The sequence below is a fragment of the Arthrobacter sp. QXT-31 genome, assembly GCF_001969265.1.
Classification (GTDB): domain Bacteria; phylum Actinomycetota; class Actinomycetes; order Actinomycetales; family Micrococcaceae; genus Arthrobacter.
The window spans coordinates 3,859,890-3,886,506 of record NZ_CP019304.1; the positions used below are offsets into that span (position 1 = coordinate 3,859,890).

Below are 26,617 nucleotides of genomic sequence, written 5' to 3' on the forward strand. Positions count from 1 at the left end.
AGCCTGCCTAGAAGGCTACGGTCACGTCACCGTTGGGCCATTCCTTCTGGATGAAGGCCTTGACCTCGGGGGAGTGCAGGAGTTCGTCCAGCTTCTTGATGCGCGGGTCGTCCTTGGACTCCTCGCGCCAGGCCAGGAAGTTGGCGTAGGGGTTGTTCTCGGTGGACTCCACGGCCAGCGCATCCGTGGTGCTGAGCCCGGCCTTGAGGATGAAGTTGCCGTTGATCAGGGCCAGGTCCACGGAGGGATCCTTGAGGTCGTTGATCAGCAGTTCAGGCTGGTTCTCGGAGAACTGCAGCTTCTTCGGGTTCTGGGCATCGGTCAGGCCGATGACGGAGGAGTCATCCTTGATGTCCTTGACGAGGCCGGCCTTTTCCAGCACCCGCAGCGCCCGGACCTGGTTGGAGGGATCGTTGGTGATGGCGATCTTGGCGCCGTCCTTGATCTCGCTGATGTCCTTGACCTTCTCGGAGAAGGCGGCGTACGGCTCAATGTGGACGCCTTCGCCGTGGCCGAACTTGTAGCCCTTGGTCTTGACCTGGTCCTCGAACCACGGCAGGTGCTGGTAGTAGTTGGCGTCCAGCGAGCCGTCGCTCAGAGCGGTGTTCGGCGTCTGGTAGTCCTCAATTTCCTTGATGTCCAGCTTGAGGCCTGCCTTCGGGGCGAGGTCCTGGTTGAGGAATTCAAGGATCTTCGCCTGCGGGACGGGGCTGGCACCGACGGTGATGGTGACGGGCTTGGCCGGGTCAAGGGCCTGGGTGGATTCGGCGCTGGGCGCGGTGGAACCGCCGCACCCGGTGAGCGCCAGGGCCGCGGCGATGCCGGTGGCGAGGAGGGTGAGTGATTTACGCATGGGATGCGTTCCTTTCGAAATAGCCTGGATCCCGACGGCGGCGCCGGGGAGATCCTAATCAGGTGCAGTGAGCGGCTACCCGCTGCGGTGAAGATTTTTAGCGGTGGTCCAGGCTCCGGGAGATCCATTCACCCGTGAGCTGGATGAGCTGGACGAGCACAATAATCAGCACGATGGTAACGATCATGACCGTGACGTCGAAGCGCTGGAAGCCATAGTTGTAGGCGAGTTTTCCGAGTCCGCCGCCGCCGACGAGGCCGGCCATGGCGCTGTACCCCACCAGGGTGACAACCGTGGTGGTCGCCGCGGCAACGAGGGCGGGCAGGGACTCGGGCAGCATCACCTTGCTGATGACCTGCATCCGGGTGGAGCCCATCACCTGCGCAGCATCGATCTTGCCGTGGTGGACGTCGCGGAGGCAGGCCTCCACCAGGCGGGCGAAGAACGGGATGGTTCCGATGGAGAGTGAAACGGAGGCAGCCACGGGGCCGAGGCTGGTCCCGACGAGAAGCCGGGCGAGCGGGATCAGGGCCACCATCAGGATCGCGAAGGGGATGGAGCGGGTGATGTTAACGACGATGTCGCTGACGATCCGGTTGAGCACGGGCATGGGCCGCAGCCCGCCGGGAGCGGTGACGTGCAGGAAGACGCCCAGCGGCAGTCCGACCAGCACGGTGAAGAAGGCCGAGATTCCCACCATCTGGAGGGTCTCGACGATGGCTTCCGGCAGTGCCTTGGCCAGGACAGGATTGCTGAAGATCTCGTTCACTTGACGTCTCCCGTCTCGGCGGCGAAACCGGTGTCCGCCGGGGCGAATTCGGCCAGTTCCGCGTCATCGGCGGCGGGCCCCGCCAGTTTCGCGCTGATGCCGCGGTCGCGGAGGTAGCGCAGGACGGCGTCGTAGTCGGCGTTATTGGCCAGCTGGACCCGCAGGTGGCCGAACTGCTGGCCGCCGAGGGTTTCGACGCTGCCGGCCAGAACGTTCAGGTCAATGTCAAAATGGCGTGCCACACCCGTGAGCACGGGTTCCTTGGCGCCTTCGCCGGAGAAGAGGATTTCCAGGACAGGTCCGGCCTGGAGCGCACCCTTGATCGGCTCTGCTGCCGGCAGCGGCAGAAGTGCGCGCGCCAGCTTGCTGTCGAGGTCCGAGGCGACTTCGGCGAGGGCGCCGGACTCGATCACCCGGCCCTTGGACAGCAGGGACACGGACCCGCAGACGCGCTTCACCACGTGCATTTCATGGGTGATGATGAGCACCGTGAGCTGCAGGCGGCGGGTCAGGTCCTGGATCAGGTCGAGAATTTCATCGGTGGTGGCCGGGTCCAGTGCGGACGTGGGCTCGTCGCAGAGCAGGACGTCCGGATCCGAGGCCAGGGCGCGGGCGATGCCAACACGCTGGCGCTGTCCGCCGGAAAGCTGGGAGGGGTACGCGTTCTCGAAGCCCTCGAGGCCCACGAGCTTGAGCAGTTCGGCGACTTTTGCGCGGGTCTTGTCCTTCGGCGCCTTCACCAGTTCCAGGGGATGGGCCACATTTCCGGCAGCCGTGCGCGAATCCATGAGGTTCGCGTGCTGGAAGACCATGCCGATACGGCGGCGGGCGGCGCGGATTTCAGAGTCACGGACAGAGCTTAGTTCGGTACCGTCGATGTTGACCGACCCCGACGTCGGGCGGTCCAGGAGTGTCAGGCAGCGTACCAGGGTGGACTTGCCCGCTCCGGAGTGGCCGATGATGCCGTGGATGGAGCCTTTGGGGACAGAAAGGGAAACCCCGTCAAGGGCCACCACTTCCTTTTTCCCCTGACGGTAGACCTTGCGCAGGTCGGTGACTGTGATCATTTATCCTCAGGAGGTAGGACTTGGGCAGGGCATAGCACAAGCGCGGCACTGCACTAAATTATGTCAGCGCAGGGAAACGCCAGCCACTTCCGAAGATCATTCGGTTATTTAGGGGAAGCGTCGCCTTTTTGACTGCTGGCGGCGGTGCGCGCCTGCGTGATTGGCGGCAGCCGGGGGGCTTTCTGAATCGCGGGGGCGGCGGGGTGCCCGCGGGGCTTTGGCCGGAGGTTGTGATCTTCGTCCCAGCGCCTTCCGTTTTGCCCCAGCAGTGTCTCCCCGCTCTGGCGGGCCTGGCCCTAGAAGCCGCCGCGGCTGGCATCCTCCGGCGGCAGGACCGGCCAGTCGCCCTCAATGACGGCGGCGGGCTTGGTCTTGCGGAGGTACTGCTGGAAGTCGGCGGCCTGGCTGACAGCCCAGTCCACCTGCAGCTGGTGCAGTTGGGTGGCGGGCATGTTCAGCTTGGGGAATTTCCCGGCCATGGCGTCGAGCATGCGCAGGGTGGCCAGGGCGTCCGCGGCGGATGTGTGCGCGTTTTCAAGCTCCACGCCGTACTCCTCGCACAGCGCGGTCAGCGTCCTTTTTCCCTTGCGGTACCGGTCCACCTGCTTGTTCATGATGTAGGGGTCCAGCACGGGGAATCGGCTCAGCTGCGGCACGCCGTAGCGGGCGGATTCGGCGGCCAGGACGGTGAAGTCGTAACTGGCGTTGAACGCGATTACGGGCACGTCGTCGTCGAACAGCCCCTGGAGCACGGCAGCGACTTCCCTGGTGACATCGGCAGCCGGCCTGCCGTGGGTGCGGGCGTGTTCGGTGGTGATCCCGTGGACGTCGCTGGCCTCCGCCGGGATCTCAACCCCGGGGTCTGCCAGCCACTCATGCTCCCGCACCACGTTTCCGGAACTGTCCACCACCGTGACGGAAGCCGTCACGATCCGGGCGGCACGGGAATTGCGCCCCGTGGTTTCGAGATCGAACGCGGCCCGGGGGAGAGTGTTCCAAGTGCTCATGGCTCAAAATTACCCGGAGCCACTGACAGTCACGCTGCTTGCCGCCCGCGTGTCCGGTCCGCTGTGGGAAGAGGCACATGAAGCCCCTGCCGGCGGCTGATGATGCGTGCCGGCCGATAGTCTGGGGACATGCGGGAGGAGTACGTGGAGGCGGTGTTGGCGGTAGTTGGCCTCATCCCGGCCGGTTCGGTGCTGGCATACGGGGACGTCGCTGAACTTCTTGGCTCGGGAGGGCCGCGGCAGGTGGGGTCCGTCCTGAGCCATTACGGCAGCAGCGTTCCGTGGTGGCGGGTGCTGCGGGCCAGCGGACTGGCGCCGGACGGCCATGAGTCCGAGGCCCTCAACTACTACCTGCGGGAAGGCATGCCCCTGCGCGGGGACCATCGCGAGTACGCCAGGACGGGCGAGGGACGGTGGCGGGTGGACCTGGCCGCTGCCCGGTGGGAGCCGTCCGACGCAGATTTCGACGCCCTGGACAGGATTGCTGAGCGGCTGGAAGCGTCGCTGCGAAAATTGTCAGTCCCCGATGATGGAATGTCCGTGTGACCGCAACACTCGATCAGACCGCCGCTCAGACAATATTCGGCCAGGCCGCTGAACAGGACCACGCGGACTCCCTGTCCGCCGCACCGTTCCCTGCCGCCGGCCTGCGGTTGCTGCCTCCTCGCCAGGTGCACTCCCGCGTCCCGGCCCTCACCCCGGACCAGCTGGCCGCCGTCGAAGTGCCCCGCGGTGCCGGGCCCGTACTGGTCCCGGGCGCGCCCGGCACCGGAAAGTCCACCGTGCTCATCGAAGCGGCAATCCGCCGGGTTGAGGCGGACGGGGTGGACCCGGAACGGATCCTCATTCTCGCTCCCGGACGGCTCGCTGCCGATACCCTCCGTGACCGGTTCACCGCCAGGCTGAACCGGAGCCTGAGCACTACGCCGGCCCGCACGTGGGCGGCATATGCCTTTGACCTCATCCGCCGTGCCAAAGCCGAAGGGCTCCTTCCGCTGTCCAAGGCCCCGCGGCTGCTGTCCGGTCCCGAGCAAGACCTCATCATCAAGGAGTTGCTGGACGGGCACGCCATGCCGGGCCTCGGTCTGCCCTGGCCCGACGACCTCACGGCAGCCCTGCCCACGCGCGGGTTCCGGCACGAGGTCCGCCAGCTGTTCGACCGGATTACAGAGGCAGGCCGCACCGCCGATGACCTCGCCAGCCTGGGCCGGGCCTGCGGGCGGCCGGACTGGATTGCCGCTGCGGCACTGTACGCCGAGTACCGGGATGTCCTCGACCTGCGCATGCCGGAGGCTTTCGACCCCGCGGGCATCATCACTGCGGCCCGCCAGCTCTTTCAGGACTTTCCGGACTTCCTGGCGGCCGAACGCGACCGGCTCCAGCTGATTCTTGTGGACGATATCCAGGAGGCCAATCCGGCCGTCTTCGAACTCCTGGCCGATGTGGCCGCCGGCAAGGACGTCTATGTTACGTCCGCCCCGGACACCGTGGTGCAGGGGTTCCGTGGTGCGCGGCCGGATCTCGTGTCCGAGCTGCCCGGGCTTCTGGGCGGCGGGGAGCGGACTGTCATTGAGAAGCCGCTGGTCCATGCCCACCGCCATCAGCCGGCGGTGGCCCAGGCCTGGCTGGGGGTCGCGGACCGGATTTCACTCCGGGCCGGCGGCCAGCTCGCCCGGCGCCTGGACCCGGTTGGCGCCGGCCCTGATGCAACTGCCGCCGGCCCTGATGAAACTGCCGGCGGCGCAGGCGGCACCGTGGAAGCGCACCTCCTTCCTTCACCGGTGCACGAGCTGCGGTACGTCGCCCAAAGAATCCTCGAGGCGCACCTCAGGGACGGGCGCCCGCTCGAGGACATCGCCGTCATCGTCCGCAACGGCGGCCAGCTGAGCCAGCTGCAGCGCTACCTCTCCGGCCAGGGAATTCCCGTACGGATTCCCGTGGCCGAGTCCGCTGTGCGGGACGAGGTGGCCGTCCGTCCGTTGCTCGATGCCTACGCAGTGGCATTGGACCCGGCGGTCCTCACACCGGAATCCGCCGTCTCGCTCCTGACCTCCAGGATCGGCGGGGCCACATCCCTCGAGCTTCGCCGGCTCCGCCAGTCGCTCCGGCGGGAGGAGCTGCTGGGCGGCGGCGGCCGCTCCAGCGATTCGCTGCTCGTGGAGGCGCTCCTTGAGCCCGGCGCCCTCGGCTCCCTGGGCATCGAAGGCAGGTCGGCGCGCAGGGTGGCGCGGATGATCCAGGCCGGCCGGAAGGCCGTTGCCGAACCCGGCGCCAATGCGGAGACAGTGCTGTGGGCCCTCTGGCACTCCACCGGACTCGCGGGAGCCTGGACCGCCGCGGCACTGGCTGGCGGACTCGTCGGGTCCCGGGCCGACCGGGACCTTGACGCCATGATGGCGCTGTTCCACACCGCCGAACGCTACGTGGACCAGATGCCCGGATCCGGGCCGGAACAGTTCCTGGAGTACCTGCTCAACCAGGAGCTGCCCATGGACACCCTGGCGGCGCGTGCCCAGGTTGACGACGCCGTGGAGCTCATGACGCCCGCCAGCGCCGCCGGCCGGGAATGGCCCTTCGTTATCGTTGCCGGCCTGCAGGAAGGCGTCTGGCCCAATACGCGCCTCCGCGGCGAACTGCTCGGCAGCACACTGTTCGCGGACGCCGTCGAACACGGTGTGGAGTACGCGCTCCAGCTGGGCCCGCTGAGCCGGCTGCGGGAGATCCGCTACGACGAACTCCGCAGCTTTTCCACGGCGGTGTCCCGGGCAAAAGACGTGCTGCTGTGCACCGCCGTGTCGTCGGAGGACGAACAGCCTTCCTCCTTCCTGGACTACGTGGCGCCGCTGCTGCCTGACCAGGACGGGCGGGGCTACACCCCGGTGGAACGGCCCCTGACACTGCGTGCGCTGGTGGCCGAACTCCGCCAGTACGCCCAGCTGGACGGCAGATTCGCCGCTGAGGCGGATGAGGCGGTGCGCGTCCTGGCCCGCCTCGCCACCGCGGAGCCTGCCGTTCCCGGAGCCCATCCCGACACCTGGTGGGGGCTTGCCCCGCTGACATCCGTGGACCGCGTCGTGCCGCCCGGCAGCACCGTCTATGTTTCGCCGTCCAAGGTGGAGTCAGTGCAGAAATCGCCGCTGGACTGGTTCATCCAGGCCGCCGGCGGGGAGGCCGCGACGGACTTCGCCCGCAGCCTCGGCACCCTGGTGCATGCCATCGCCCAGGACCTCCCCGACGCCAGCGGAACGGAATACCTCGCCGAGCTGGTCAAGCGGTGGCCCGCCCTGGGAATGAAGGACAACTGGGAAGGGAAGCTGGACTTCCGCAGGGCGGAAGCCATGGTCCGGAAACTGGCACAGTACATCCTCGTCATGCGCAGTGAGGGCCGGCGCCTTGCGGGGGTCGAGCAGGACTTCGAGGTGATCCTGCCGGAACCGGTCGCCGTCCCCCGGACGGACGTTCCCAACGATGAGGGGTCCCGGTCAGCCGTGCTGCGGGGACAGGTGGACCGGCTGGAGATCGACGCCGAGGGGCGCCTGGTGATCGTTGACCTCAAGACGGGCAAGCGGCAGCCGGGCAAGGCAGAGCTGGGCAGGCACCCGCAGCTGGGCGCCTACCAGGCGGCCGTTCTGGCCGGCGGCTTTGGCGCTTCCGCGGTTTCCGACGCCGGTGCCCAGACCACAGGTGCCCAGACCACTGGTGCCCAGCCCGGCGGTGCCGTGCTTGCCCAGCTGGGCACCACCACCAAGAGCCCGGGCATCCAGCACCAGGATCCGCTCGATCCGGGGGACAACTGGGCGATGGAGATGGTCAATGACGCAGCCGCGGTGATGTCCGGCCACGAGTTCGAGGCACGGCACGATCCCGCCAAGGCCGGTTTCGGCGGCTCCGGTTGCCGGCTTCCGGAGGTATGTCCGCTGTGTGCGCGGGGAAAGCAGGTTACCGAATGAGCCGGACGGCGGAGCTGCCCGAGCCCCGATTCAGCCCCGAGGAATTGTCCGTGTTGCTGGGTGAGAAAAACCTGCCGACGGCGGAACAATCGGCCATCATTTCCTCGCCCCTTGCGCCCCGGCTGGTCATTGCCGGCGCCGGTTCGGGCAAGACCGCCACCATGGCCGACCGTGTCGTCTGGCTGGTCGCCAACGGCTGGGTCAAGCCGGAGGAAGTCCTCGGTGTCACCTTCACGAGAAAGGCCGCCGGCGAACTGGCCAGCCGCATCCGCGCCAAGCTCGGCGCGCTGCAGCGGTCGGCCACCGGCAACGGCGGCAACGCCGGTGACGCCGTGCCAGGGGGCCTGCTCAGCGCCGACGCCCTGGAGCCCAAGGTCTCCACCTACCACTCGTTTGCCAGCGGCATCGTCTCCGACTACGGCCTGCGGCTCGGAATCGAGAGGGACGTCGTGCTGCTGGGCGGCGCCCAGGCCTGGCAGCTGGCCAGCGAGGTTGTTGAGGCCTTCGACGGCGAGTACTCCCATTTCCGGGTGGCCAAGTCCACCCTCGTCAAGGCCGTCATCCAGCTGGCGGGGGAGTGCGCGGAGCACCTCCAGGATCCGGACGGTGTCCAAAGCTGGCTGATGCAGCGGCTCGCCGAGTTCGAGGCCCTGCCGTATGTGGCCGGGGCCAAGAAGAACCCGACCCAGGCCGCGGGCGAGCTGGGAGCGGTGCTCCGGACGAGGGCCAGTGTGGCAGAGCTCGTGGGGCGGTACGCGGAAGCCAAACGGGCCCGCGGCGCGCTGGACTTCGGCGACCTCGTGGCGCTCGCGGCACGCGTCGCCCGGGAGGTGCCCCTGGCCGCCCAGATGGAGCGCCAGCGCTACAAGGTGGTGCTGCTGGACGAGTTCCAGGACACCTCGCACGCCCAGCTGGTGCTGTTCTCCCGGCTCTTCGGGGACGGCCACGCCGTCACGGCCGTCGGCGATCCGAACCAGTCCATCTACGGCTTCCGCGGGGCATCCGCCGGCCAGCTGTTCCACTTTGTCAACGAGTTTCCCGTCAGCGTCGGGGATGGCCAGTCAGGAACGGTGTCCCGGCGTCCCGCTCCCGTTTCCTACCTGACCACCGCCTGGCGGAACGGCCGCAACATCCTCGCCGCGGCCAACCTCATCTCCGCCCCGCTCAGTGCGGCCGCCGCGCAGGCCGGGCCGGCGGGGCAGCGGACCTCCGCCGCGGCGGTGGAGGTCCCGGCGCTGCGGCCCAGCCCGGCGGCAGTCCAGGGGCGGGTGCTGATCGGGCGTTTCGCCACGGATGAGGATGAAGCAGCGGCCATCGCCAAGGATCTCCTGAAGTTCCGGGCCACGGACTTCGACGGATCCTCCTCGGCGCCGGGCGTCCAGCCGGCCATGGCAGTCCTGTGCCGCAGGCGCGCGCAGATGGAATGCCTCCGCAAGGAGTTTGAGGCCACCGGCATCCCGTACGAAATTGTTGGCCTCGGCGGGCTGCTGGACACTCCCGAAATCGTGGACCTGGTTTCGACGCTCCGGGTCCTGGCCGACCCCGGCCGGTCGGATTCACTGATGCGGCTGCTGGCCGGTGCCCGCTGGCGGATCGGCCCCGCCGACCTCATGGCGTTCCGGGACTGGTCCGCGTTTCTGGCCCGGCGGCGCGGCTTGGTCGACGACGGCCGCGGAGCCGGCGGCAACGGCCCGTCAGGCGGGGACGAAAGGGATCTGGAAGCCGACGACGTCGTCATCGAGGGCGACATCACCGACGCCGCCAGCCTCGTCGAAGCCCTGGACTGGCTGCCCAACGAGGGCTGGACGTCCGCGCACGGCCGCAGCCTGACGCCGCCTGCCCGGGAACGGCTGCAGCGCCTCGGCACAGAGCTGCGGCAGCTTCGGGCGCTGATGGGGGAGGACCTGACCACCCTGCTGGGCGAGGTGGAACGGGCCATGCTGCTGGACATCGAGGTTGCCGCGAGGCCCGGTTACAGCATCCACCAGGCGCGGCGGAACCTGGATGCCTTTCAGGACGCGGCAGCAGGGTTCCTGCAGACATCCCACCGGGTGGACGTCCTGGCCTTCCTGTCATGGCTGGAAGCTGCGGCATCGGAAGAGGGCGGCCTGGACGTTCCGCCCGCGGACGTCAACCACGAGGCAGTGCAGCTGCTGACGGTGCATGCCTCCAAGGGGCTGGAATGGGACGTCGTATTCGTTCCCGGCCTCAACTCGGGCGCGTTCCCCAGCAGCCGCGACTCGAGATGGAGCAGCGGTTCCGCGGCCCTGCCCTGGCCGCTGCGGGGTGACCGTGCCGATCTTCCGCAGTGGGACCTCGACCAGCCGGACCAGAAGGGGTGGCTGGACGCCGAGAAGGTGTTCAAGGGAGACGTGCAGGCCCATGGAGAGGCGGAGGAGCGCAGGCTGGCCTACGTTGCCTACACCCGCGCCAAGCACGTGCTCTGGGTCTCCAGCGGGGCCTGGGTCGGCGGGCGCGGCGCGATGGCGGAGATGTCGCCGTTCCTTGCCGAGCTGGCGCCACTGGCGGAAGCGGATACTGCGGAAATCCACCCCGCCTCTGTGGACGAGGAATCCCTGCCCACGGAAAGCCCCCTGACCCGGGAGCTGGAGGTGGCCGCCTGGCCGTATGACCCGCTGGAAGGTCCTGTGGATCCCCGCAGCGGGAACCGGCTCCGGCTGGTGCCGGGCCGGCGGGCGGCCATGGACCGCGCCGCAGACCGGCTGCTTGCCGAGATCGCCGCTGTTGAGGCCGGTGCGCCGGGGCTTCCGGAGGGGCAGGGTCTCCGTCCCCTGGCGGCAGGCTGGGGACGCGAGGCTGACCTCCTGCTGGAACGCCGTGCCAGGCGCGCCCGGAGCCGCGACGTGCACCTGCCAGGGCACATCTCGGCGTCCACCCTGGTGGACCTGGGGGAGGACGCCGAGGCTGTGGTCCAGCGGCTCAGGCGGCCGGTCCCGCGCGAACCTGGCATGTCCGCCCGCAAAGGCACGGCCTTCCATGCCTGGGTGGAGGAATACTTCGGAACGGCAGGAATGCTGGATTTCGGTGAAGCGCCGGGCTCTGACAACCACATTGACGAGGCCTACGGCCTCGACGACATGGTGGCTACCTTCAAGGACTCCCGGTGGGCGCACCGCTCGCCGGCGTTCGTGGAAGTCCCCGTGGAGACCCGGATCGGCGACGTCGTGGTCCGCGGCCGCATCGACGCCGTGTTCCGGGACGCCGACGGCGGCTGGGATCTGGTGGACTGGAAGACCGGCCGCCGGCCGTCCGCCGCACAGCTGAAGACCAAGGGTGTGCAGCTGGCTGTCTACCGGCTGGCCTGGGCACGGCTCAAGGGCGTGCCGCTGGAAGAGGTGCGGGCAGCATTCTTCTATGTGGCGGACAACCATGTGGTGCGCCCCCACGACCTTGCCTCAGCAGCGGAACTCGAAGGAATCGTGGCCGCCGCCCTGGCGGGTTAGAAAACGGCCTGGCTAGTGAGCGCCAGCAAGCCCGCCCGTCAGGGCGTCTTGGCGTCGACCACGGTGAGGGCAACTGTGGACGTGTCCGCGCCTGACGGCTTCGACCCCTGTGCGTCTTCCTCCGTGCGGGGGGCCTCCGCCCGGGCGGCCTCAGCTTCGCCTGATGTCCCGGCCTCCGCGGCTTCAGGAGGAGTGCCGGGGCGTACCGGCCGGTCTGCCGGCTTGTCCGTGTCCTCTCCGGCTCCGGTTTCGTCAGCGGGGATGGGCGTGATCTCCACCGGGAGCGGCGCCGCTTCAACGGGGATGGGTGTGACGTGGACGGCGGGCATGGCCTCGGAGATATCGGTGGCTGCCGGGGCATCCACAAGGCCGGGTGCTGCCGGTGCATGGCTGGTTGGCGGGGATTCGGGCTTGGCGGGTGGCAGCGGCTCGACGCTGATGGGCTGTCCGCCGTACTCGGCGATATCGGCCGCCAGTGTGGAGAGCATCCCTTCCGCCTCGGCGATCATCTCCGCGTCGGCTGCCGCGATGCCCTTAACGAGGTACTGCGCCAGGGCGAATTCGGCCGAGAGCGCGGCGCGCCGCAGCAGGTGGGTGTCGGGGGCGTCCCGGCGTTTTGCGGTGTAGTGCTTCACCACGGCGTCGACGAATTCGTGCTCATTGGATGCCACGAGCCAGGCGAGGTCGTCGGCGGGGTCGCCAATGCGCAGGTCGGTCCAGCCGGTGACGGCCGTGACGCGGTCATCCTCGACCAGCAGGTTGTCCTCGTGCAGGTCACCGTGCACCACGCAGGGGTTGAAGCGCCACAGCGAGACGTCTTCCATGGCGTGCTCCCACCGGCGAAGCAGGAGGGCCGGAATCTTGCCTGTGGTGGCGGCCATGTCGAGTTCGTTGAGCCTGCGCTGGCGGAACTCGTTGGGCGTGTAGGTGGGCAGGTCGGCGTTGCTCACCAGCGTGCGGGGCAGGTCGTGGATGGCCGCCAGGGCCGTGCCGATCTCCTTCGCCAATTCCTGCGGGCCGGCTGTCAGCTCTTCCACTGTGCGCGTGGCGCCATGCAGGTGGGAATACACGAAGGTGGTCAGGTTCTGCTGCCGGACGGTGCCGGCCACAGTCGGCATGAGAAACGGCAGTTCGGCCCGGATGGCCGGTGCGAAGGCCCGCAGGACCAGGAACTCAGTCTCCAGCCTGGTGCTGGCTTCGGCGTGCCGGGGTGAGCGGACGCGCCAGCGCTTTCCTTCGGCATCGAGGAGGAGAGCCGAATCAAAGTCAGCCGGGTCATCCGGGGCAGAGCTCACAGCGGTCGGGCTCAGTCCGGGGACTGCCGCGGTGGCCACAGCTGCCAGTTCGATTGGTTCTCTTCTCACGGTTCCACGGTAGATTGAGCGGCGTCCAAGACAACGATGTGTCGCGGCGAGTCTCCAGATCCGACCAAATATGGGCGCCGGGAAGCCGGAGGCGCCGCCCTCTCCGGGCCTGCCGGCGACCCTGCCGAAATGTAAATTGTCAGTGCGAATCAGTACGGTGGATACATGAGTCATGCGGAGGCCGCTGCGCCGGCTGGTCAAACGGCGGGCACGATCCCGGAAAATCGCGTGCGGGCAGGAGAACTGCCCGCCAACCACCTGTTCGACACCGTGCTCCCGGTCCGGCCCGCCATGGTCAACAGGGAGTCTGTCGAGCGGATGCGGCCGGGCCTGGTACAGGAGTTCCTGGCCGCCGGAACCGCCAAGGCGATGATCCTGTCCGGCCGGCATGCGCTGGTGGACGGGGACGCCTTGGTCCTGGCAGAGGCCACCCCGTTGCTGGAGCGGCTTGAGGGTCTGGCTTCCGCGCCGGCACACATCATCTATCTCGGCACGGCACTCGGCTCCGACGATCTTCCCGTCGGGACCAGGCTCCTGCTCTTCATCCTGCCGGAGCCGGTGGAGCCAGGGCCGGCCGGCCTGCCTGCCCGGGCCACCTGGGAAGGCTTCCGGGACGTCGCCGCGCAGCTGGATCCGACGCACACGGCGCTGTTCGTTGAAGCCAGTGCCATTGCCAACTGGCACGCCACCCACACCCACTGTCCCCGGTGCGGCACCGTCACCAACGTGGAGGCCGGCGGATGGGTCCGGCGGTGTCCGGCTGACAATTCCGAACATTACCCGCGCACGGACCCGGCCATCATTGTCACGGTGGTTGGCCCGGACGGCCGCATCCTGCTCGGCGGCGGCGGTCCGCTGGATGCCAAGAACTACTCCACCCTGGCCGGATTCGTCGAGCCCGGAGAGTCGCTCGAACAGGCCGTGGTCCGGGAGATCCACGAGGAAGTGGGTGTCCGGGTCAAGGCCTGCCAGTACCTCGGCTCCCAGTCGTGGCCGTTCCCGGCATCCCTCATGCTCGGCTTTACCGCCGTCACCGAGGACACAGAGGCAAAGCCCGACGGCGTCGAGGTCACCAGGGCGCGCTGGTTCAGCCGGGAGGAACTCCAGGAAGCCGTGCTCAGCGGCGAGATTGTCATCTCCACCCGGCTCTCCATCGCACGGTCCCTAATCGAACACTGGTACGGCGGCGTGATCCAGGACCGTCCGGCCGACGACTAGCCGGCACGCAGGCCGGCCACATACCTGCCGTCGACGCCTCCACGGCCGAGCGGCCCATCCACCCACGCACAGCAAGCAGCAAGAAGTGACGACAGAAATTCCTGATGGCAATTCCTCCCTCGAGGACCGGATCCTTGGCGGCCTCGACGCGGAGCAGCGGGAAGTGGCCACCACCCTGACCGGCCCGCTCTGCGTGCTCGCCGGAGCCGGGACCGGCAAGACGCGTGCCATCACCCACAGGATCGCCTACGGCGTGCACTCGGGTGTTTACAGCCCGCAGCGGCTGCTGGCAGTCACGTTCACGGCGCGCGCCGCAGCGGAAATGCGCAGCCGGCTCCGCGATCTCGGAGCCGGGAATGTCCAGGCCAGGACCTTCCACGCGGCCGCGCTGCGGCAGCTGCAGTTTTTCTGGCCGCAGGCGGTGGGCGGGGCCCTGCCCAACCTGCTGGACCACAAGGCGCAGATGATCGCCGAGGCCGCACGCCGGCTTCGGCTGAGCACCGACCGTGCCTCCATCAGGGACCTGGCGTCCGAAATCGAGTGGGCCAAGGTGTCCATGCTCACGCCGGCCAACTACCTCGAGAACGCCCAGGACAGGGGCGCCCCGGGAGGCTTCGACCTCACGGCCGTCGCCCGGGTCTTCCAGGCCTACGAGGACGTCAAGACCGACCGCAACGTCATCGACTTCGAGGACGTCCTCCTGATCACCGTCGGCATTCTGCAGGAGGATCCGAAGGTGGCAGCAACGGTCCGGGAACAGTACCGGCACTTCGTGGTGGACGAATACCAGGACGTTTCCCCGCTGCAGCAGCGCCTTCTGGAGCTCTGGCTTGGCGGCCGCAACGAGCTGTGCGTGGTGGGTGACGCCAGCCAGACCATCTACTCGTTCACGGGAGCCTCCCCGAAGCACCTCCTCGGATTCAAGGCCCAGTACCCGGACGCGAACGTGGTCAAGCTGGTCCGGGACTACCGATCCACTCCCCAGGTGGTCAAGCTGGCCAACGACCTGCTGGCCTCGCGGCGGAGCGGCGGACCTGCGGCCGATGCTGCCTGGGCCGCGCCGCTGCAGCTCGTGGCCCAGCGGAACCCGGGCCCGCACCCGCAGTTCACAGAATGCACGGACGACGAAGCCGAGGCTGCCACGGTGGCCGGCAAGATCCGCACCCTTCTCGACGACGGCGTTCCGGCCAGCGAAATCGCCGTCCTGTTCCGTACCAACGGCCAGTCCGAGGCCTATGAGCAGGCTCTTGCATCGGCCGGCATCGGCTACCAGCTCCGCGGCGGTGAGCGGTTCTTCGCGCGCAAGGAGGTCCGCGACGCAATCCTCCAGCTCCGTGCTGCCACCCGCGCCGTATCCGAGTCCGAACCCCAGCCGCTGGGCCAGCTGGTGCGCGACATCGTTGCATCACTGGGTTATACGGACGCCGCGCCGCACAGCGGCGGTGCCCTGCGGGAGCGCTGGGAATCCCTGGCCGCGCTGGTGGCTCTGGCGGACGAACTCGCGCAGAACCGCGGGCCGCAGTTCGGCCTCGCGGACTTCGTCAACGAGCTCCAGGAGCGCTCTGTGGCCCAGCACGCACCGACCGTCCAGGGGGTGACGCTGGCGTCCCTGCACGCGGCGAAAGGCCTCGAGTGGGACGCTGTATTCCTCGTGGGGCTCAGCGAAGGGCTCATGCCCATCTCCTTCGCAGACACTCCTGCCGCCGTTGACGAGGAACGGCGGCTGCTCTATGTGGGCATCACGCGCGCCCGTGAGCACCTGTCCCTGTCATGGTCCACGGCAAGGACTCCCGGTGGGCGTGCCAACCGGAAGCCGTCCCGGTTTCTCGACGGTCTGCGCCCGGACTCGGTGGCCAGTTCAGCCGCCCGGGGGAGGGGAGCCACGCCGCGCCGCAAGGCGGCCGCCCCCGCTTCGTGCCGGGTCTGCGGCAGCATGCTGGCCAGCGGCGCCGAGCGGAAGGTGGGCCGCTGCAGCCAGTGTCCGCCAAGCTACGAAGAGCAGACGTTCAACGCCCTCCGTGAATGGCGCAAGGAGGTCGCGCAGTCCGCCGACGTCCCGGCCTTCGTGGTTTTCACCGACGCAACCCTCACCGCCATCGCCGAAGCGCGGCCGTCCTCCCTTGAGGAACTTGCCCGGCTCGCCGGCGTCGGCCCGTCCAAACTGGAGCGGTACGGCGAAGCAGTCCTCGCGGTGCTGACGGAAAGTAGCGCTGTCTAATGCCCGGAAAACAAGAGACCAGCACGCCCTTGACCACGCGTGACGGGGCTCCCGTCGAGGTCCGGCGCTCGGCCCGCCGCCGCCGTACAGTCGCTGCCTTCTGGGAGAACGGAACCGCCGTCGTCGCCATCCCCGCGCACTTCACCCGGGCCCAGGAGGCGGACTGGGTTCACCGGATGCTGGAGAAGCTCCGGACCCAGGGGGAGAAGCGGTCCAGCGGTGCGGGGCGCCGGCCTGCCTCGGACGCGGCGCTGGCCACGCACGCCGCACAGCTCTCGGCCAGGTACCTTGGCGGCAGGTCTGCCCCTACGTCGGTCCGGTGGGTCAGCAACCAGAACTCCCGCTGGGGTTCGGCCACCCCCGCCGACGGCTCCATTCGGCTTTCCGACAAACTCCGCCCCATGCCGCAGTGGGTTATCGACTATGTGCTGCTGCATGAACTGGCGCACCTGCTGGTGGCCGGGCACAACGCGGCGTTCTGGAAACTGCTGGAGGCATACCCCGAAACGGAACGTGCCAAGGCTTTCCTGGAGGGCGTCTCGTTTGCCACCTCGCGCGGCATGACGGCCGGCGAAGCGGGTGAATCAGAAGACGCCGACTGAAACAGAAGAGGCCGACGCCGGGCAGTTGCCTTTCGACGTCGGCCTCTAATCCCCAACCGCGCCCTAACCTCGCAAGCTCGGCCAGGGAACCCTGCGGTCGTGGGCCCAAGCTCAACCACGGATCATATGGTTAGTTCTTCGGAGCCCCGCCCTCGTTACCGTCGTTCCTAGCGTCGTCGCTGTCGGTCTTTCCGCCGTCGCCCTCGCCCTCTGCGCCGCTGTCGGCCGGGATGTCGAAGCCGCCGTTCAGCAGCTTCTGGAGGGCGTCGTCCACTTCGCTGTCACTGGCCTCGGCCAGCTTGCGGCGTTCGCTGAACCCCTTGGGATCGTCAAGATCCTCGGCGGTGGGAAGCAGGTCCGGATGCTTCCAGATGGCGTCCCTGCCGTCGATGCCGCGTTCTGCCTTGAGCGATGCCCACAGCGTGGCGGCTTCACGGAGGCGGCGGGGGCGCAGCTCCAGCCCGACCAGGGAAGCGAACGCGTGTTCCGCAGGACCGCCGGTGGCCCGGCGGCGGCGGACGGTTTCGCGGAGCGCGGCGGCGGAAGGGAGGACCTTCTCCGTTGCGGCAGCGGTGAGCTCGTCCACCCAGCCCTCGACGAGGGCCAGCGCGGTTTCCAGCTTCTGCAGGGCGAGGTCCTGTTCAGGCGTGCGCTGCGGCATGAAGACACCCTGCTGCAGGGCCTCCTGGATTCCCTCCGGATTGCTGGGGTCAAGGTCGCGGGCCAGTTCCTCAATCCGCGACGTGTCAATGTGGATGCCCCGGGCATAGGCCTCAATGGCACCCAGCAGGTGCCCGCGCAGCCACGGCACCTGGACGAACAGGCGGGCATGCGCGGCCTCGCGGACTGCGAGGAAGAGCCGGATGTCGTTTTCGGGCAGGCTGAGCCCCTCACCGAACTTCGCCACATTGCTGGGAAGAAGCGCCATCTCCAGATCGGCCAGCGGAACACCGATGTCCGTGGAGCTGACCACATCGGTGGAGAGTGCGCCGATGGCCTGGCCCAGCTGCATGCCGAAGATGGCGCCGCCCACGTTCTGCAGCATGGACGAGGCACCGCCCATCATGGACTTCATCTCCTCCGGCATCTGTTCCGTCATGGCGGTGGACAGGGCATTGGCCACACTGTTGGCCACCGGTTCCGTCAGCCGCTTCCAGGTGCCGAGGGTCTCCTCCACCCATTCGGCCCGGGACCAGGCCTTGCCAATGAGTCCGGTGGCCGGCAGGTCCGTGACCTGGTCAAGCCACAGTTCGGCAAGCCGCAGGGCTTCGTCCACTTCGCGTGACTGCGCGGACGTGACCGAGGGGTCGGCGCTGCCGGCGGCGACGCGGCGGGCGTTGTCATGGGCGAGCTTCCAGTTGACGGGGCCCTCGGAGGGCGCGCTCATCATGGCCTGGACCTGGGAGAACATCTGGGCGAGCAGGTTGGGATCGTTCGGGAGCCCGGCGGCCTTGGCCAGTTCTGCGGGGTCGATGTCGCCCAGGCCCTTGCCGCCCATGAGGTTTTGCAGCATCTCCGCCAGCGGATCCTTCGGATTTTCGTCGCCGTTGGACGGATTGAGTGGATTGGAGGTCATGATCCCGCCGATCGTCGGTGTGACTATTAATCAACTTCACGCTACCCCGTGCGGAAGGGGCTGTCTGCCGAAAGCAGGCACTTTCGCTGTAGGCAAAGAGCTAACGGCAGGCCGGGACGCGTAGTGTTGGAAGTCGGAACGAATGAAGGCTGCGCCCGGCTATCCGCCGGGGCTGCGGCCGCGGTGCAGCGCTGAACGACGCGGTGCGGAGAGGTCCTTCAGTGACGATTACCAAGGGCGGCCAGCCCGCAGAGGAATCCCCGGCGGCCGCCGGCGGCGGGAATCCCGATGGAACCGGAGAGGCCCGCAGGTCCCGGCGTGCCCGGGGCCGGGATCCGCGCATTTCCGCCATGACGCTGTCCGGGCTCCTCGCGCTCGGGCTGGGCGTGACGGCCGCTGTCCTGCCCGTCCCCTACGTGGTGGAATCGCCCGGCCCCACGTTCAACACGCTGGGCACGGAAAACTCGAAGCCCGTCATCAGCATTTCCGGCCGCGAGACATTCCCGGCCAAGGGGAACCTGGATCTCACCACGGTGTATGTCGACGGCGGCCCCAACGGTCCCGTCAGTGTCTTTGAGGCGTTCTCGGCGTGGCTTGACGGGTCGAAGGCGGTCTACCCGGAGGAGCTGATCTTCCCGACCGGCGTGACCAGGGAGGAGTCGCAGCAGGAGAGTGCCGTGGCCATGGCCACGTCGCAGGAAAACGCCGTGGCGGCGGCCCTGAAGGGGCTCGAGATTCCCTTCGGGCAAAAACTCGAAGTGGCGGACCTGTCCGAGGGCTCGGCCGCGCAGGGGAAGCTGCAGAAAGGTGACGTCTTCACCTCGATCAACGCCAAACCCGTCACGTCACTGCAGGTGATCCAGGACGAACTGGCCGCCGGAAAGGGCAAGCCCGCCGTCGTCGTCGTAAGCCGTGACGGCAAGCCGGTGACCGAAACGGTGACGCCGGCCAAGAACCCGTCCGGACGGTACATCCTGGGCGTCCTGCTGCAGTACCGCTTCACGTTCCCGTTCGAGACGAAGATTTCCCTGGACAAGGTGGGCGGCCCGAGCGCCGGAATGATGTTTGCGCTGGGGATCATGGACACCCTGACCCCCGGCGACCTCACTGGCGGAAAACACATCGCCGGAACCGGGACCATCAGCCCGGACGGCGTGGTGGGCCCGATTGGCGGCATCGCGGTGAAGATGCACGGTGCCCGGGCCGAGGGCGCCACGATGTTCCTGGCCCCGGCTGCCAACTGTGCCGAGGTGGTGGGCCACATCCCGGACGGACTGCAGGTGGTGAAAGTGGAGAACCTGGACGAGGCGAAGTCCGCCGTGGAACTGGCCGCCAAGGGCGGCGACACGTCGGGACTTCCGGCGTGCACCAACAACTAGACTAAATGCAGGAACTAAGGCTCCGGTCTGCTCGTGGCACTAATTGACAGCCGGTGCCGGCGCTATGCCTGCCCTCCACTGAAAACTTAAAATTTAAATACCAGCAACTGACCAAAGCTATGAGGTACGAGTTTGTCCCGTCCTGCCAGCCCCACCCCGCCCGGAAAACTCCAGACAAGGCGCGGTGCTTTGACGCCCACGCTCATTGTCGTTGCCCTGGTTGTTGTCGGGTTCATCTTCTTCGCCAACGTGTGGACGGACGTCCTGTGGTACCAGCAGCTTGGTTACTTCGAGGTGTTCCTGACCGAGAACCTGGCACGGATCGGCATCTTTGCCGCCGGCTTTCTCATCATGTTCGCGGCCGTGTTCTATGCGATCCGCATCGCCTACCGCGCCCGGCCGGTCTACGCGCCGGACTCGGAAATCCGGGATAACCTCAACCGCTACCAGGCTCAGCTGGAACCGGTGCGGCGGGTAGTCATGATCGGGCTGCCCGTGCTGTTCGGACTCTTCGCAGGCAGCGCCGCCTCCAGCCAGTGGCAGAAGGTGATGCTGTTCTTCAACCAGGAGTCCTTCGGCCAGAACGATCCCGAGTTCGGACTCGACATCGGCTTCTACCTCATGACGCTGCCGTTCCTCGGCTTTGTCACCGGTTTCCTGATCAGCGTGGCAATCGTGGCCGGCATCGCGGGCATCCTCACGCACTACCTCTACGGCAGCATCAGGATCATGGAACGGGGCATCTTCACCAGCCGCGCCGCACAGATCCACCTCGCCGTCACCGGCGCCTCGTTCCTGATCCTGCTGGGCATCAACTTCTGGCTGGACCGCTACTCCGCGCTGCAGAACAGCGGGGGCCGCTGGGCCGGCGCGCTGTACACCGACGTCAACGCCGTCATTCCCACGAAGGCGATCCTGGCTGTGGCGGCGGCCCTCGTCGCCATCCTTTTCATCGTCGCGGCCGTCATCGGCAAGTGGCGGCTTCCGGTCATCGGCACCGCGATGCTGGTCATTACCTCCATTCTGGCCGGCGGCGTCTACCCGTGGGTCATCCAGCAGTTCCAGGTCCGTCCGTCGGAGCAGACCCTGGAGCGGAAGTACATCGAGCGCAACATCGGCATGACCCGCGCAGCCTACGGCCTGGACCAGGTCAAGGTGGAGCGGTATAACGCCACCACCACCACGACCGCCGGCGCCCTGGCCCCGGACGCGCAGACCACTGCCAACATCCGCCTCCTGGATCCGAACCTGATCTCGGACGCCTTCTCCCAGCTGGAGCAGTTCCGCCCCTACTACCAGTTCCCCAAGGCCCTCAACGTTGACCGGTACATGGTGGACGGCAAGGTGCAGGACACCGTCATCGCGGTGCGGGAGCTGAACCCGGACGGCCTCAGCGCTGACCAGCAGTCCTGGCTGAACCGCCACATTGTCTACACACACGGCTACGGTGTTGTGGCCGCGAAGGGCAACAAGTTCACGGCCGACGGAAAGCCGGAATTCCTCCAGTCGGGCATCCCCACCACCGGCGTCCTCGGCAACGACGAGACCTACGAACCCCGGATCTACTTCGGCGAGGATTCCCCGGAGTACTCGATTGTGGGCGCCCCGGAAGGTGCGCCGCACCGTGAACAGGACCGCCCGGCGTCGGAAGGCGGCGGTGAAACGCAGTACACGTTCACCGGCAACGGCGGCCCGAACGTTGGCAGCTTCTTCAACAAGGTCCTCTACTCGATCAAGTTCCAGTCCTCGGACCTGCTGCTGTCCGACGGTGTGAACGAGGCCTCCCAGATCCTGTACGAACGCAACCCGCGGGAACGCGTCCAGAAGGTGGCCCCTTACCTGACGGTCGACGGCAACGCCTACCCGGCCGTTGTTGACGGCCGGGTCAAGTGGATCGTGGACGGCTACACCACCAGCCAGTACTACCCGTACTCGCAGCAGGAGCAGCTCTCCGAGGCCACCACGGACTCGCAGACCACCGCCGGACGCAACGTGGCACTGCCCAACAGCTCCGTGAACTACATCCGCAACTCGGTCAAAGCCACCGTTGATGCCTACGACGGCTCGGTCACGCTGTACGCCTGGGACGACCAGGATCCGCTGCTGAAGGCCTGGCAGAAGGTCTTCCCGACCTCACTGAAGCCCTACTCCGAGATGTCCGCCGCGGTCATGAGCCACGTCCGCTACCCAGAGGACCTGTTCAAGGTGCAGCGTGAGCTCCTGGGCCGCTACCACGTGACGGACCCCGTGAGCTTCTACAAGAACGACGACGCGTGGAGCGTTCCGAACGATCCCACCGTTTCGCAGGAGGTCAAGCAGCCGCCGTTCTACATGTCTCTGCAGATGCCCGACCAGAAGGCTCCCGCGTTCCAGCTGACGTCGTCCTACATTCCGCAGGTCGTGGACGGCAATGCCCGGAACGTCCTCTACGGATTCCTCGCCGCCGATTCCGACGCGGGTTCCAAGAAGGGCGTGAAGGCGGAGAGCTACGGACAGCTGCGGCTCCTGCAGGTCCCGCCGGAATCCCAGGTGCCCGGCCCCGGCCAGGCGCAGAACAAGTTCAACTCGGATCCCACGGTCTCCCAGGCCCTGAACCTGCTGCGCCAGGGTGCCTCGGATGTGCTCAACGGCAACCTGCTGACGCTTCCCGCCGGCCGCGGCATGCTCTACATCCAGCCGGTGTACCTCCGGTCCACGGGCGAGACGTCCTACCCGACGCTGCAGCGGGTGCTCGTGGCGTTCGGTGACAAGATCGGCTTCGCGCCCACTCTTGATGAGGCCCTCAACCAGCTGTTCGGCGGCCGGTCTGGCGCTCAGGCGGGGGACGCGTCCAATGGCAAGACGCCGGCGCCTCCGGGCGGCAGCGGGACCACGCCGCCGCCAACCGGCACGGCCGATGCCCGGGCAGCGCTGAAGGCAGCCCTGGACGAAGCCAACGCCGCAATCAAGGCCGGCCAGGAGGCTCTGGCGAAGGGTGACTTCGCTGCGTACGGCGACCAGCAGAAGAAACTGTCGGACGCGCTGAAGAAGGCGCTCGATGCAGAGGCAAGGATTGCCGGCACCGGAACGGCCAGCAGCCAGACGTCGCCGTCAGCAACACCGACGCCCACGCCCAGCAGCTGACACATCCAGCAGCTGACACGCCCAGCAACTGATCCTTGCTGGCGCAGTGAAAGGCCGGCCCTCCCGCGACGGGGAGGGCCGGCCTTTCGCATGCGGGCAACACGTCCGGGGGGCCGAGACGCAGATCACGTCGTTTGGATTTGGCCTCCTGTTCACCGGCCGGTAGAGTAGTTCTTGCGACGCGGGGTGGAGCAGTTCGGTAGCTCGCTGGGCTCATAACCCAGAGGTCACAGGTTCAAATCCTGTCCCCGCAACTGAGGAAAAACCCGGATCACCGTTTGGTGGTCCGGGTTTTTTTGCTGTTCCGGATTCTTTCGTGCCGGTTTTTTGGGGGCCAGCCCGGGAGGCTTTGCTGCGTGGGGCAGTGCACGGGCCCGGAGGACCCCGGTGGTCAAAGCTGCCGGGAAAGTAGGGTAATGTTAACCGAGCGACGCGGGGTGGAGCAGTTCGGTAGCTCGCTGGGCTCATAACCCAGAGGTCACAGGTTCAAATCCTGTCCCCGCAACCAGAAGGGAAAGCCCTGATCACAGTGTGGTCGGGGCTTTCTGCATTACCGGAGCATTTGTTCATGTGCTCGGGGTTCCTAGTATTCTCTATTCGCAGGGCCCGGAATTCCTGGCCGGCGCAGGGCGCCCACACTGGTCAGTCATTCTCGAGAGGAATGTGTAGCTCGATGTCCACAACGAAGAACAAGTCCGGCACTGCCAGGGGCAAGCGCGCCAGGCTGTACTGGGCAGTGCCTGCGGCGCTCGTGGCCCTGGTGCTGGTGGTGCTCCTCGCAAAGTGGATCACCGGCCTGCCCGCCGTCCGCGATTTCATTGCGGACTACCCGGGGCATTCCGAGCTTCCGGCGGGCGCCCCCGTCGGTTTCCCCGCGTGGCTTGCCTGGCAGCATTTCCTGAACGCGTTCTTCCTGCTGCTCATCATCCGTACGGGCTGGCAGGTCCGCACCACCACCCGTCCCGCCGGCTACTGGACCCGCAACAACAAGGGGCTCATCAAGACCCGGACGGCGCCCACCGAGATCAGCCTGGAACTCTGGTTCCACCTGACCCTGGATGCGCTGTGGATCCTGAACGGGCTCGTGTTTGTGATCCTGCTCTTCGCCACCGGCCAATGGATGCGGATCATCCCCACGTCCTGGGATGTTTTCCCGAACGCGGTGTCTGCCAGCCTGCAGTACGCCTCGCTGACCTGGCCCACCGAGAACGGCTGGGTCAACTACAACGCCCTGCAGTTGCTGACCTATTTCGTCACGGTGTTCATCGCGGCTCCGCTGGCCTTCATCACGGGCCTGCGCATGTCCGCCGCGTGGCCCAAGAAGGCCGCCGGGCTGAACAAGGCCTTCCCGATCGAGGCCGCCCGCGCCGTGCACTTCCCGGTAATGATCTACTTCGTTGCCTTCATCGTGGTGCACGTCTTCCTGGTCCTGGCCACGGGGGCGCTCCGCAATCTCAACCACATGTACGGCGTGCGCGACGACGTCAGCTGGGTCGGGTTCTGGTTCTTCCTGGCGTCAGTGGCTGTCATGGTCGCAGCATGGTTCCTGGCCCGGCCGCTGTTCCTGCGCCCCATCGCGTCCCTCATGGGCAAGGTCACCAGCCGCTAGCCCGCGGGGGCCTAGGCCAGGTTGCCACTCAGCCGTCCTTGAGCCGCTGGTAGGTCTCCAGCGCCCGTTCCCGGGACTCCTGCAGGCCCACCAGGGGCTCGGGGTAGCCGGGAGCTGCCGCCGGGTTCTTCCACGGCTCGTGCACGCTCCGGTCGTCCAGGTCCGCCAGTTCCGGCAGGTATCCGCGAAGGTAACTGCCTTCGGCGTCGAACTTCTTGCTTTGCGTCACCGGGTTGAAAATGCGGAAGTACGGCGACGCGTCCGCGCCAGAGCCCGCCACCCACTGCCAGTTGGCGGGGTTGTTCGCCGCGTCCGCGTCAACGAGGGTGTCCCAGAACCAGGCCTCGCCCACCCGCCAGTCCGCCAGCATGTTCTTGACCAGGAACGAGGCCGCTGCCATGCGGACCCTGTTGTGCATCCAGCCGGTCTGCCATAGCTGCCGCATGCCTGCGTCCACCAGGGGATAGCCGGTGCGACCCTGCTGCCAGGCTTCCAGTTCAGCGTCCGACGGCGTTTGCCAGGCAAAGTGGTCGAACTCCCGGCGGTAGTTTTGCGTGGCCAGGTCCGGGTTTTCGTACAGCAGGTGCCAGCAGAATTCGCGCCAGCCCAGCTCGCTCCGGAAGATCCCGACGTCGGCCGGTGCGTGCCGCGGGAAGCGCTCCCGGAGGGAATGCCAGACCCGGAAGGGACTGATCTCGCCGAAGCGGAGGTGCGGGGAGAGGCGGCTGGTGCCTTCCACTCCCGGCAGGTCCCGGCCCTTGGCGTAATCTTCCACGGGCCCGTCCAGGAATTCTTCCAGCCGTTCATGGGCGCCGTCCTCGCCCGGAGTCCAGGTGGCGGCAAGGCCGCCGCTCCAGTCCGGGTGCCGGGGGAGGAGCCCCCAGTCGTCCAGGTGGTCGCCGGCCAGCGGGCGGCCGGAGGGGCCGGCTGCGCGCTGGGGCAGGTGGCGCGGCGGCCCGGCCGGAAGCCGCGGTTCGGTTCCAGCCTGGCAGGAGCGCCAGAACGGCGTGAACACCTTGTACGGTCCGCCCGAGCCCGTGCGCACCGTCCACGGCTCGAAGAGCAGGTTTGCCTGGAAGCTCGCGGCCTCGATGCCCTGCCCGGCAGCCCATTCCTTGATGCCGGCGTCGATGCTTCGCTCCGGCTGGCCATAGCGCCGGTTCCAGAACACTCTCGTGGCGCCGGTCTCCGCGACGAGGCCGTTGATGACGGCAGCGGCGGCGCCTCGGAGCAGCAGCAGGCGTGACCCGTGCGCCTCGAGGCTGGCGGCGAGGGCGGACAGCGAGTGGTGGAGCCACCACTTGGCTGCGGCACCCAGAGGGCGGATGCCGGGGGAGACCTCGTCGAGGATGTAGACCACCGTCAGCGGGTCCGGGAGGGCGGCCGCGGCGGCGAGGGCGGGGTTGTCGTCGAGGCGCAGGTCGTCCCGGAGCCAGACAATGGTGGAGGCCATGGTTTCACGCTACACGTCCGGCAGGAGGCACATGCCGGAGACGGCGGAGGCCGGGACCCGCGCGGGTCCCGGCCTCTGCCGGTGGCGCTAAAGGCGCCTCAGGTTAGGTGCGTGCCTACAGCTTGTCGAAGTCCGCCTCGTCTACGGTGGTTGAGGATGCGGACCCCGCGGTGCCGCCTGCCCCGATGGCGGGCTTGGCGTTGCCTGACTTGAGTGCCGCAAGCCGGGCCTCGATCTCGGTCTGCTCGCCGAGGTCCTCCAGCTGGTTGAACTGGGCGTCGAGGCTCGAAGCGGCGAGCTCCTGCTGGCCGCGGACCTTGGCCTCTTCGCGCCGGATCTTCTCTTCGAAGCGGCCCACCTCGCTGGTGGGATCCAGGATGTCGATGCTGCGCAGAGCGTCGTGGACCTGGGACTGCGCGGCTGCGGTCTTGGAGCGGGCCACCAGTTCGTTCCGCTTGCTGGTCAGCTGGTTCAGCTTGTTCTTCATCTGGTCCAGGCCGGTCTTGAGGCGGTCCACCACCTCGGTCTGGGAAGCGATGTTGGGTTCGGCGGCGCGGGCTTCGTTTTCCGAGGAAATCTGGCGCTGCAGTGCCACCTTGGCCAGGTTGTCGAACTTCTGGGCGTCGGCAGCGTTGCCGGCACTGCGGAACTCATCGGCTTTGCGGGACGCTGCGAGGGCCTTGTTCCCCCAGTCCTGCGCGTTCTTGATGTCCTCGTTGTAGTCGTCCTGGAGCATGCGCAGGTTACCGATGGTCTGGGCCACCGCGGATTCGGCTTCGGCAATGTTGTTGGTGTAGTCCCGGACCATCTGGTCCAGCATCTTCTGCGGATCTTCGGCCTGGTCCAGCAAGGCGTTGATGTTTGCCTTCGCCAGCTGCGCCATGCGGCCGAAAATGGACTGCTTAACCATGGTGTTACCTTTCGTCCTGCTCCGTATATGCCACTGATTCCAGTGAACACTTGAT

Annotated in this window: 17 protein-coding genes and 2 tRNA genes; 11 read left to right on the plus strand and 8 right to left on the minus strand. The window is 67.4% G+C overall.

Going from position 1 to position 26,617, the window contains the following annotated elements:
- Positions 1-7: 7 nt before the first annotated feature.
- The 4 genes from BWQ92_RS17590 to BWQ92_RS17605 all read right to left on the minus strand — a co-directional run bounded on the left by BWQ92_RS17590 (position 8) and on the right by BWQ92_RS17605 (position 3,696).
- Positions 8-853 carry a MetQ/NlpA family ABC transporter substrate-binding protein gene (locus BWQ92_RS17590; RefSeq protein WP_076801616.1) on the minus strand — a complete coding sequence of 282 codons (846 nt, stop codon included), beginning with the start codon at positions 851-853 and terminating at the stop codon, positions 8-10.
- Between the two features lie 97 nt (positions 854-950).
- Positions 951-1,622, minus strand: coding sequence for a methionine ABC transporter permease (locus tag BWQ92_RS17595; protein WP_076801619.1), 672 nt, complete (start codon positions 1,620-1,622; stop codon positions 951-953).
- Positions 1,619-2,689: a methionine ABC transporter ATP-binding protein gene (locus tag BWQ92_RS17600; protein ID WP_076801621.1), complete on the minus strand. Its 1,071-nt coding sequence runs from the start codon at positions 2,687-2,689 to the stop codon at positions 1,619-1,621. The genes BWQ92_RS17595 and BWQ92_RS17600 overlap by 4 nt, the downstream gene beginning before the upstream one ends.
- A gap of 296 nt (positions 2,690-2,985) precedes the next feature.
- Positions 2,986-3,696, minus strand: coding sequence for a 3'-5' exonuclease (locus tag BWQ92_RS17605; protein WP_076801624.1), 711 nt, complete (start codon positions 3,694-3,696; stop codon positions 2,986-2,988).
- 129 nt (positions 3,697-3,825) lie between these two features.
- Between BWQ92_RS17605 and BWQ92_RS17610 the strand changes: the two genes are divergently transcribed.
- The 3 genes from BWQ92_RS17610 (at position 3,826) to BWQ92_RS17620 (ending at position 11,110) form a co-directional block, all read left to right on the plus strand.
- Positions 3,826-4,242 (plus strand): MGMT family protein, encoded by a 417-nt coding sequence (locus BWQ92_RS17610; RefSeq protein ID WP_076801626.1) that lies wholly within the window; start codon positions 3,826-3,828, stop codon positions 4,240-4,242.
- 71 nt (positions 4,243-4,313) lie between these two features.
- Positions 4,314-7,646: an ATP-dependent helicase gene (locus BWQ92_RS17615; RefSeq protein WP_076803799.1), complete on the plus strand. Its 3,333-nt coding sequence runs from the start codon at positions 4,314-4,316 to the stop codon at positions 7,644-7,646.
- Entirely contained in the window at positions 7,643-11,110 is a 3,468-nt protein-coding gene (locus BWQ92_RS17620; RefSeq protein WP_076801629.1) for an ATP-dependent helicase, read from the plus strand. Before BWQ92_RS17615 ends, BWQ92_RS17620 begins: the two co-directional genes overlap by 4 nt.
- A gap of 38 nt (positions 11,111-11,148) precedes the next feature.
- On the opposite strand, the gene BWQ92_RS17625 is transcribed toward BWQ92_RS17620, so the two are convergent.
- Complete coding sequence (locus BWQ92_RS17625) at positions 11,149-12,474, minus strand: macrolide 2'-phosphotransferase (protein WP_076801632.1); 1,326 nt, start codon at positions 12,472-12,474, stop codon at positions 11,149-11,151.
- A 165-nt stretch (positions 12,475-12,639) separates the two neighbouring features.
- Between BWQ92_RS17625 and nudC the strand changes: the two genes are divergently transcribed.
- From nudC to BWQ92_RS17640, 3 genes are all read left to right on the plus strand, one after another.
- On the plus strand, positions 12,640-13,692 hold the full coding sequence (nudC, locus tag BWQ92_RS17630; RefSeq protein WP_076801634.1) for an NAD(+) diphosphatase: 1,053 nt from the start codon (positions 12,640-12,642) through the stop codon (positions 13,690-13,692).
- Positions 13,693-13,777: 85 nt separating this feature from the next.
- Positions 13,778-15,910 carry an ATP-dependent helicase gene (locus BWQ92_RS17635; protein ID WP_076801637.1) on the plus strand — a complete coding sequence of 711 codons (2,133 nt, stop codon included), beginning with the start codon at positions 13,778-13,780 and terminating at the stop codon, positions 15,908-15,910.
- Positions 15,910-16,512 carry a M48 metallopeptidase family protein gene (locus tag BWQ92_RS17640; RefSeq protein ID WP_076801639.1) on the plus strand — a complete coding sequence of 201 codons (603 nt, stop codon included), beginning with the start codon at positions 15,910-15,912 and terminating at the stop codon, positions 16,510-16,512. Before BWQ92_RS17635 ends, BWQ92_RS17640 begins: the two co-directional genes overlap by 1 nt.
- Before the next feature lie 130 nt (positions 16,513-16,642).
- On the opposite strand, the gene BWQ92_RS17645 is transcribed toward BWQ92_RS17640, so the two are convergent.
- The gene (locus tag BWQ92_RS17645) at positions 16,643-18,088 is read right to left on the minus strand and encodes a zinc-dependent metalloprotease (protein WP_076801642.1); all 1,446 of its coding nucleotides are present in this window, start codon (positions 18,086-18,088) and stop codon (positions 16,643-16,645) included.
- Between the two features lie 221 nt (positions 18,089-18,309).
- On the opposite strand from BWQ92_RS17645, the gene BWQ92_RS17650 reads away from it, so the two are divergent.
- The 5 genes from BWQ92_RS17650 to BWQ92_RS17670 all read left to right on the plus strand — a co-directional run bounded on the left by BWQ92_RS17650 (position 18,310) and on the right by BWQ92_RS17670 (position 24,199).
- Positions 18,310-19,467, plus strand: coding sequence for a YlbL family protein (locus BWQ92_RS17650; protein WP_076801645.1), 1,158 nt, complete (start codon positions 18,310-18,312; stop codon positions 19,465-19,467).
- Positions 19,468-19,599: 132 nt separating this feature from the next.
- Entirely contained in the window at positions 19,600-22,590 is a 2,991-nt protein-coding gene (locus tag BWQ92_RS17655) for a UPF0182 family membrane protein (protein WP_076801648.1), read from the plus strand.
- A gap of 180 nt (positions 22,591-22,770) precedes the next feature.
- A tRNA-Met gene (locus BWQ92_RS17660) sits at positions 22,771-22,844 on the plus strand.
- 177 nt (positions 22,845-23,021) lie between these two features.
- A tRNA-Met gene (locus BWQ92_RS17665) sits at positions 23,022-23,098 on the plus strand.
- Positions 23,099-23,263: 165 nt separating this feature from the next.
- Positions 23,264-24,199 carry a cytochrome b/b6 domain-containing protein gene (locus BWQ92_RS17670; RefSeq protein ID WP_076801650.1) on the plus strand — a complete coding sequence of 312 codons (936 nt, stop codon included), beginning with the start codon at positions 23,264-23,266 and terminating at the stop codon, positions 24,197-24,199.
- Between the two features lie 28 nt (positions 24,200-24,227).
- Here the strand turns inward: BWQ92_RS17670 and BWQ92_RS17675 are convergent, their stop codons facing one another.
- Both BWQ92_RS17675 and BWQ92_RS17680 read right to left on the minus strand, forming a co-directional pair.
- On the minus strand, positions 24,228-25,652 hold the full coding sequence (locus BWQ92_RS17675; protein ID WP_076801652.1) for a cryptochrome/photolyase family protein: 1,425 nt from the start codon (positions 25,650-25,652) through the stop codon (positions 24,228-24,230).
- A gap of 115 nt (positions 25,653-25,767) precedes the next feature.
- The gene (locus BWQ92_RS17680; RefSeq protein WP_076801654.1) at positions 25,768-26,562 is read right to left on the minus strand and encodes a PspA/IM30 family protein; all 795 of its coding nucleotides are present in this window, start codon (positions 26,560-26,562) and stop codon (positions 25,768-25,770) included.
- Between the last annotated feature and the right edge of the window lie 55 nt (positions 26,563-26,617).

Excerpts from the sequence above, each read along its gene's own strand:
- BWQ92_RS17590 (WP_076801616.1), bottom strand. The coding sequence starts at position 853 with ATGCGTAAATCACTCACCCTCCTCGCCACCGGCATCGCCGCGGCCCTG.
- BWQ92_RS17600 (WP_076801621.1), bottom strand. The coding sequence starts at position 2,689 with ATGATCACAGTCACCGACCTGCGCAAGGTCTACCGTCAGGGGAAAAAG.
- BWQ92_RS17605 (WP_076801624.1), bottom strand. The coding sequence starts at position 3,696 with ATGAGCACTTGGAACACTCTCCCCCGGGCCGCGTTCGATCTCGAAACC.
- BWQ92_RS17610 (WP_076801626.1), top strand. The coding sequence starts at position 3,826 with ATGCGGGAGGAGTACGTGGAGGCGGTGTTGGCGGTAGTTGGCCTCATC.
- BWQ92_RS17620 (WP_076801629.1), top strand. The coding sequence starts at position 7,643 with ATGAGCCGGACGGCGGAGCTGCCCGAGCCCCGATTCAGCCCCGAGGAA.
- nudC (WP_076801634.1), top strand. The coding sequence starts at position 12,640 with ATGAGTCATGCGGAGGCCGCTGCGCCGGCTGGTCAAACGGCGGGCACG.
- BWQ92_RS17640 (WP_076801639.1), top strand. The coding sequence starts at position 15,910 with ATGCCCGGAAAACAAGAGACCAGCACGCCCTTGACCACGCGTGACGGG.
- BWQ92_RS17645 (WP_076801642.1), bottom strand. The coding sequence starts at position 18,088 with ATGACCTCCAATCCACTCAATCCGTCCAACGGCGACGAAAATCCGAAG.
- BWQ92_RS17670 (WP_076801650.1), top strand. The coding sequence starts at position 23,264 with ATGTCCACAACGAAGAACAAGTCCGGCACTGCCAGGGGCAAGCGCGCC.
- BWQ92_RS17675 (WP_076801652.1), bottom strand. The coding sequence starts at position 25,652 with ATGGCCTCCACCATTGTCTGGCTCCGGGACGACCTGCGCCTCGACGAC.
- BWQ92_RS17680 (WP_076801654.1), bottom strand. The coding sequence starts at position 26,562 with ATGGTTAAGCAGTCCATTTTCGGCCGCATGGCGCAGCTGGCGAAGGCA.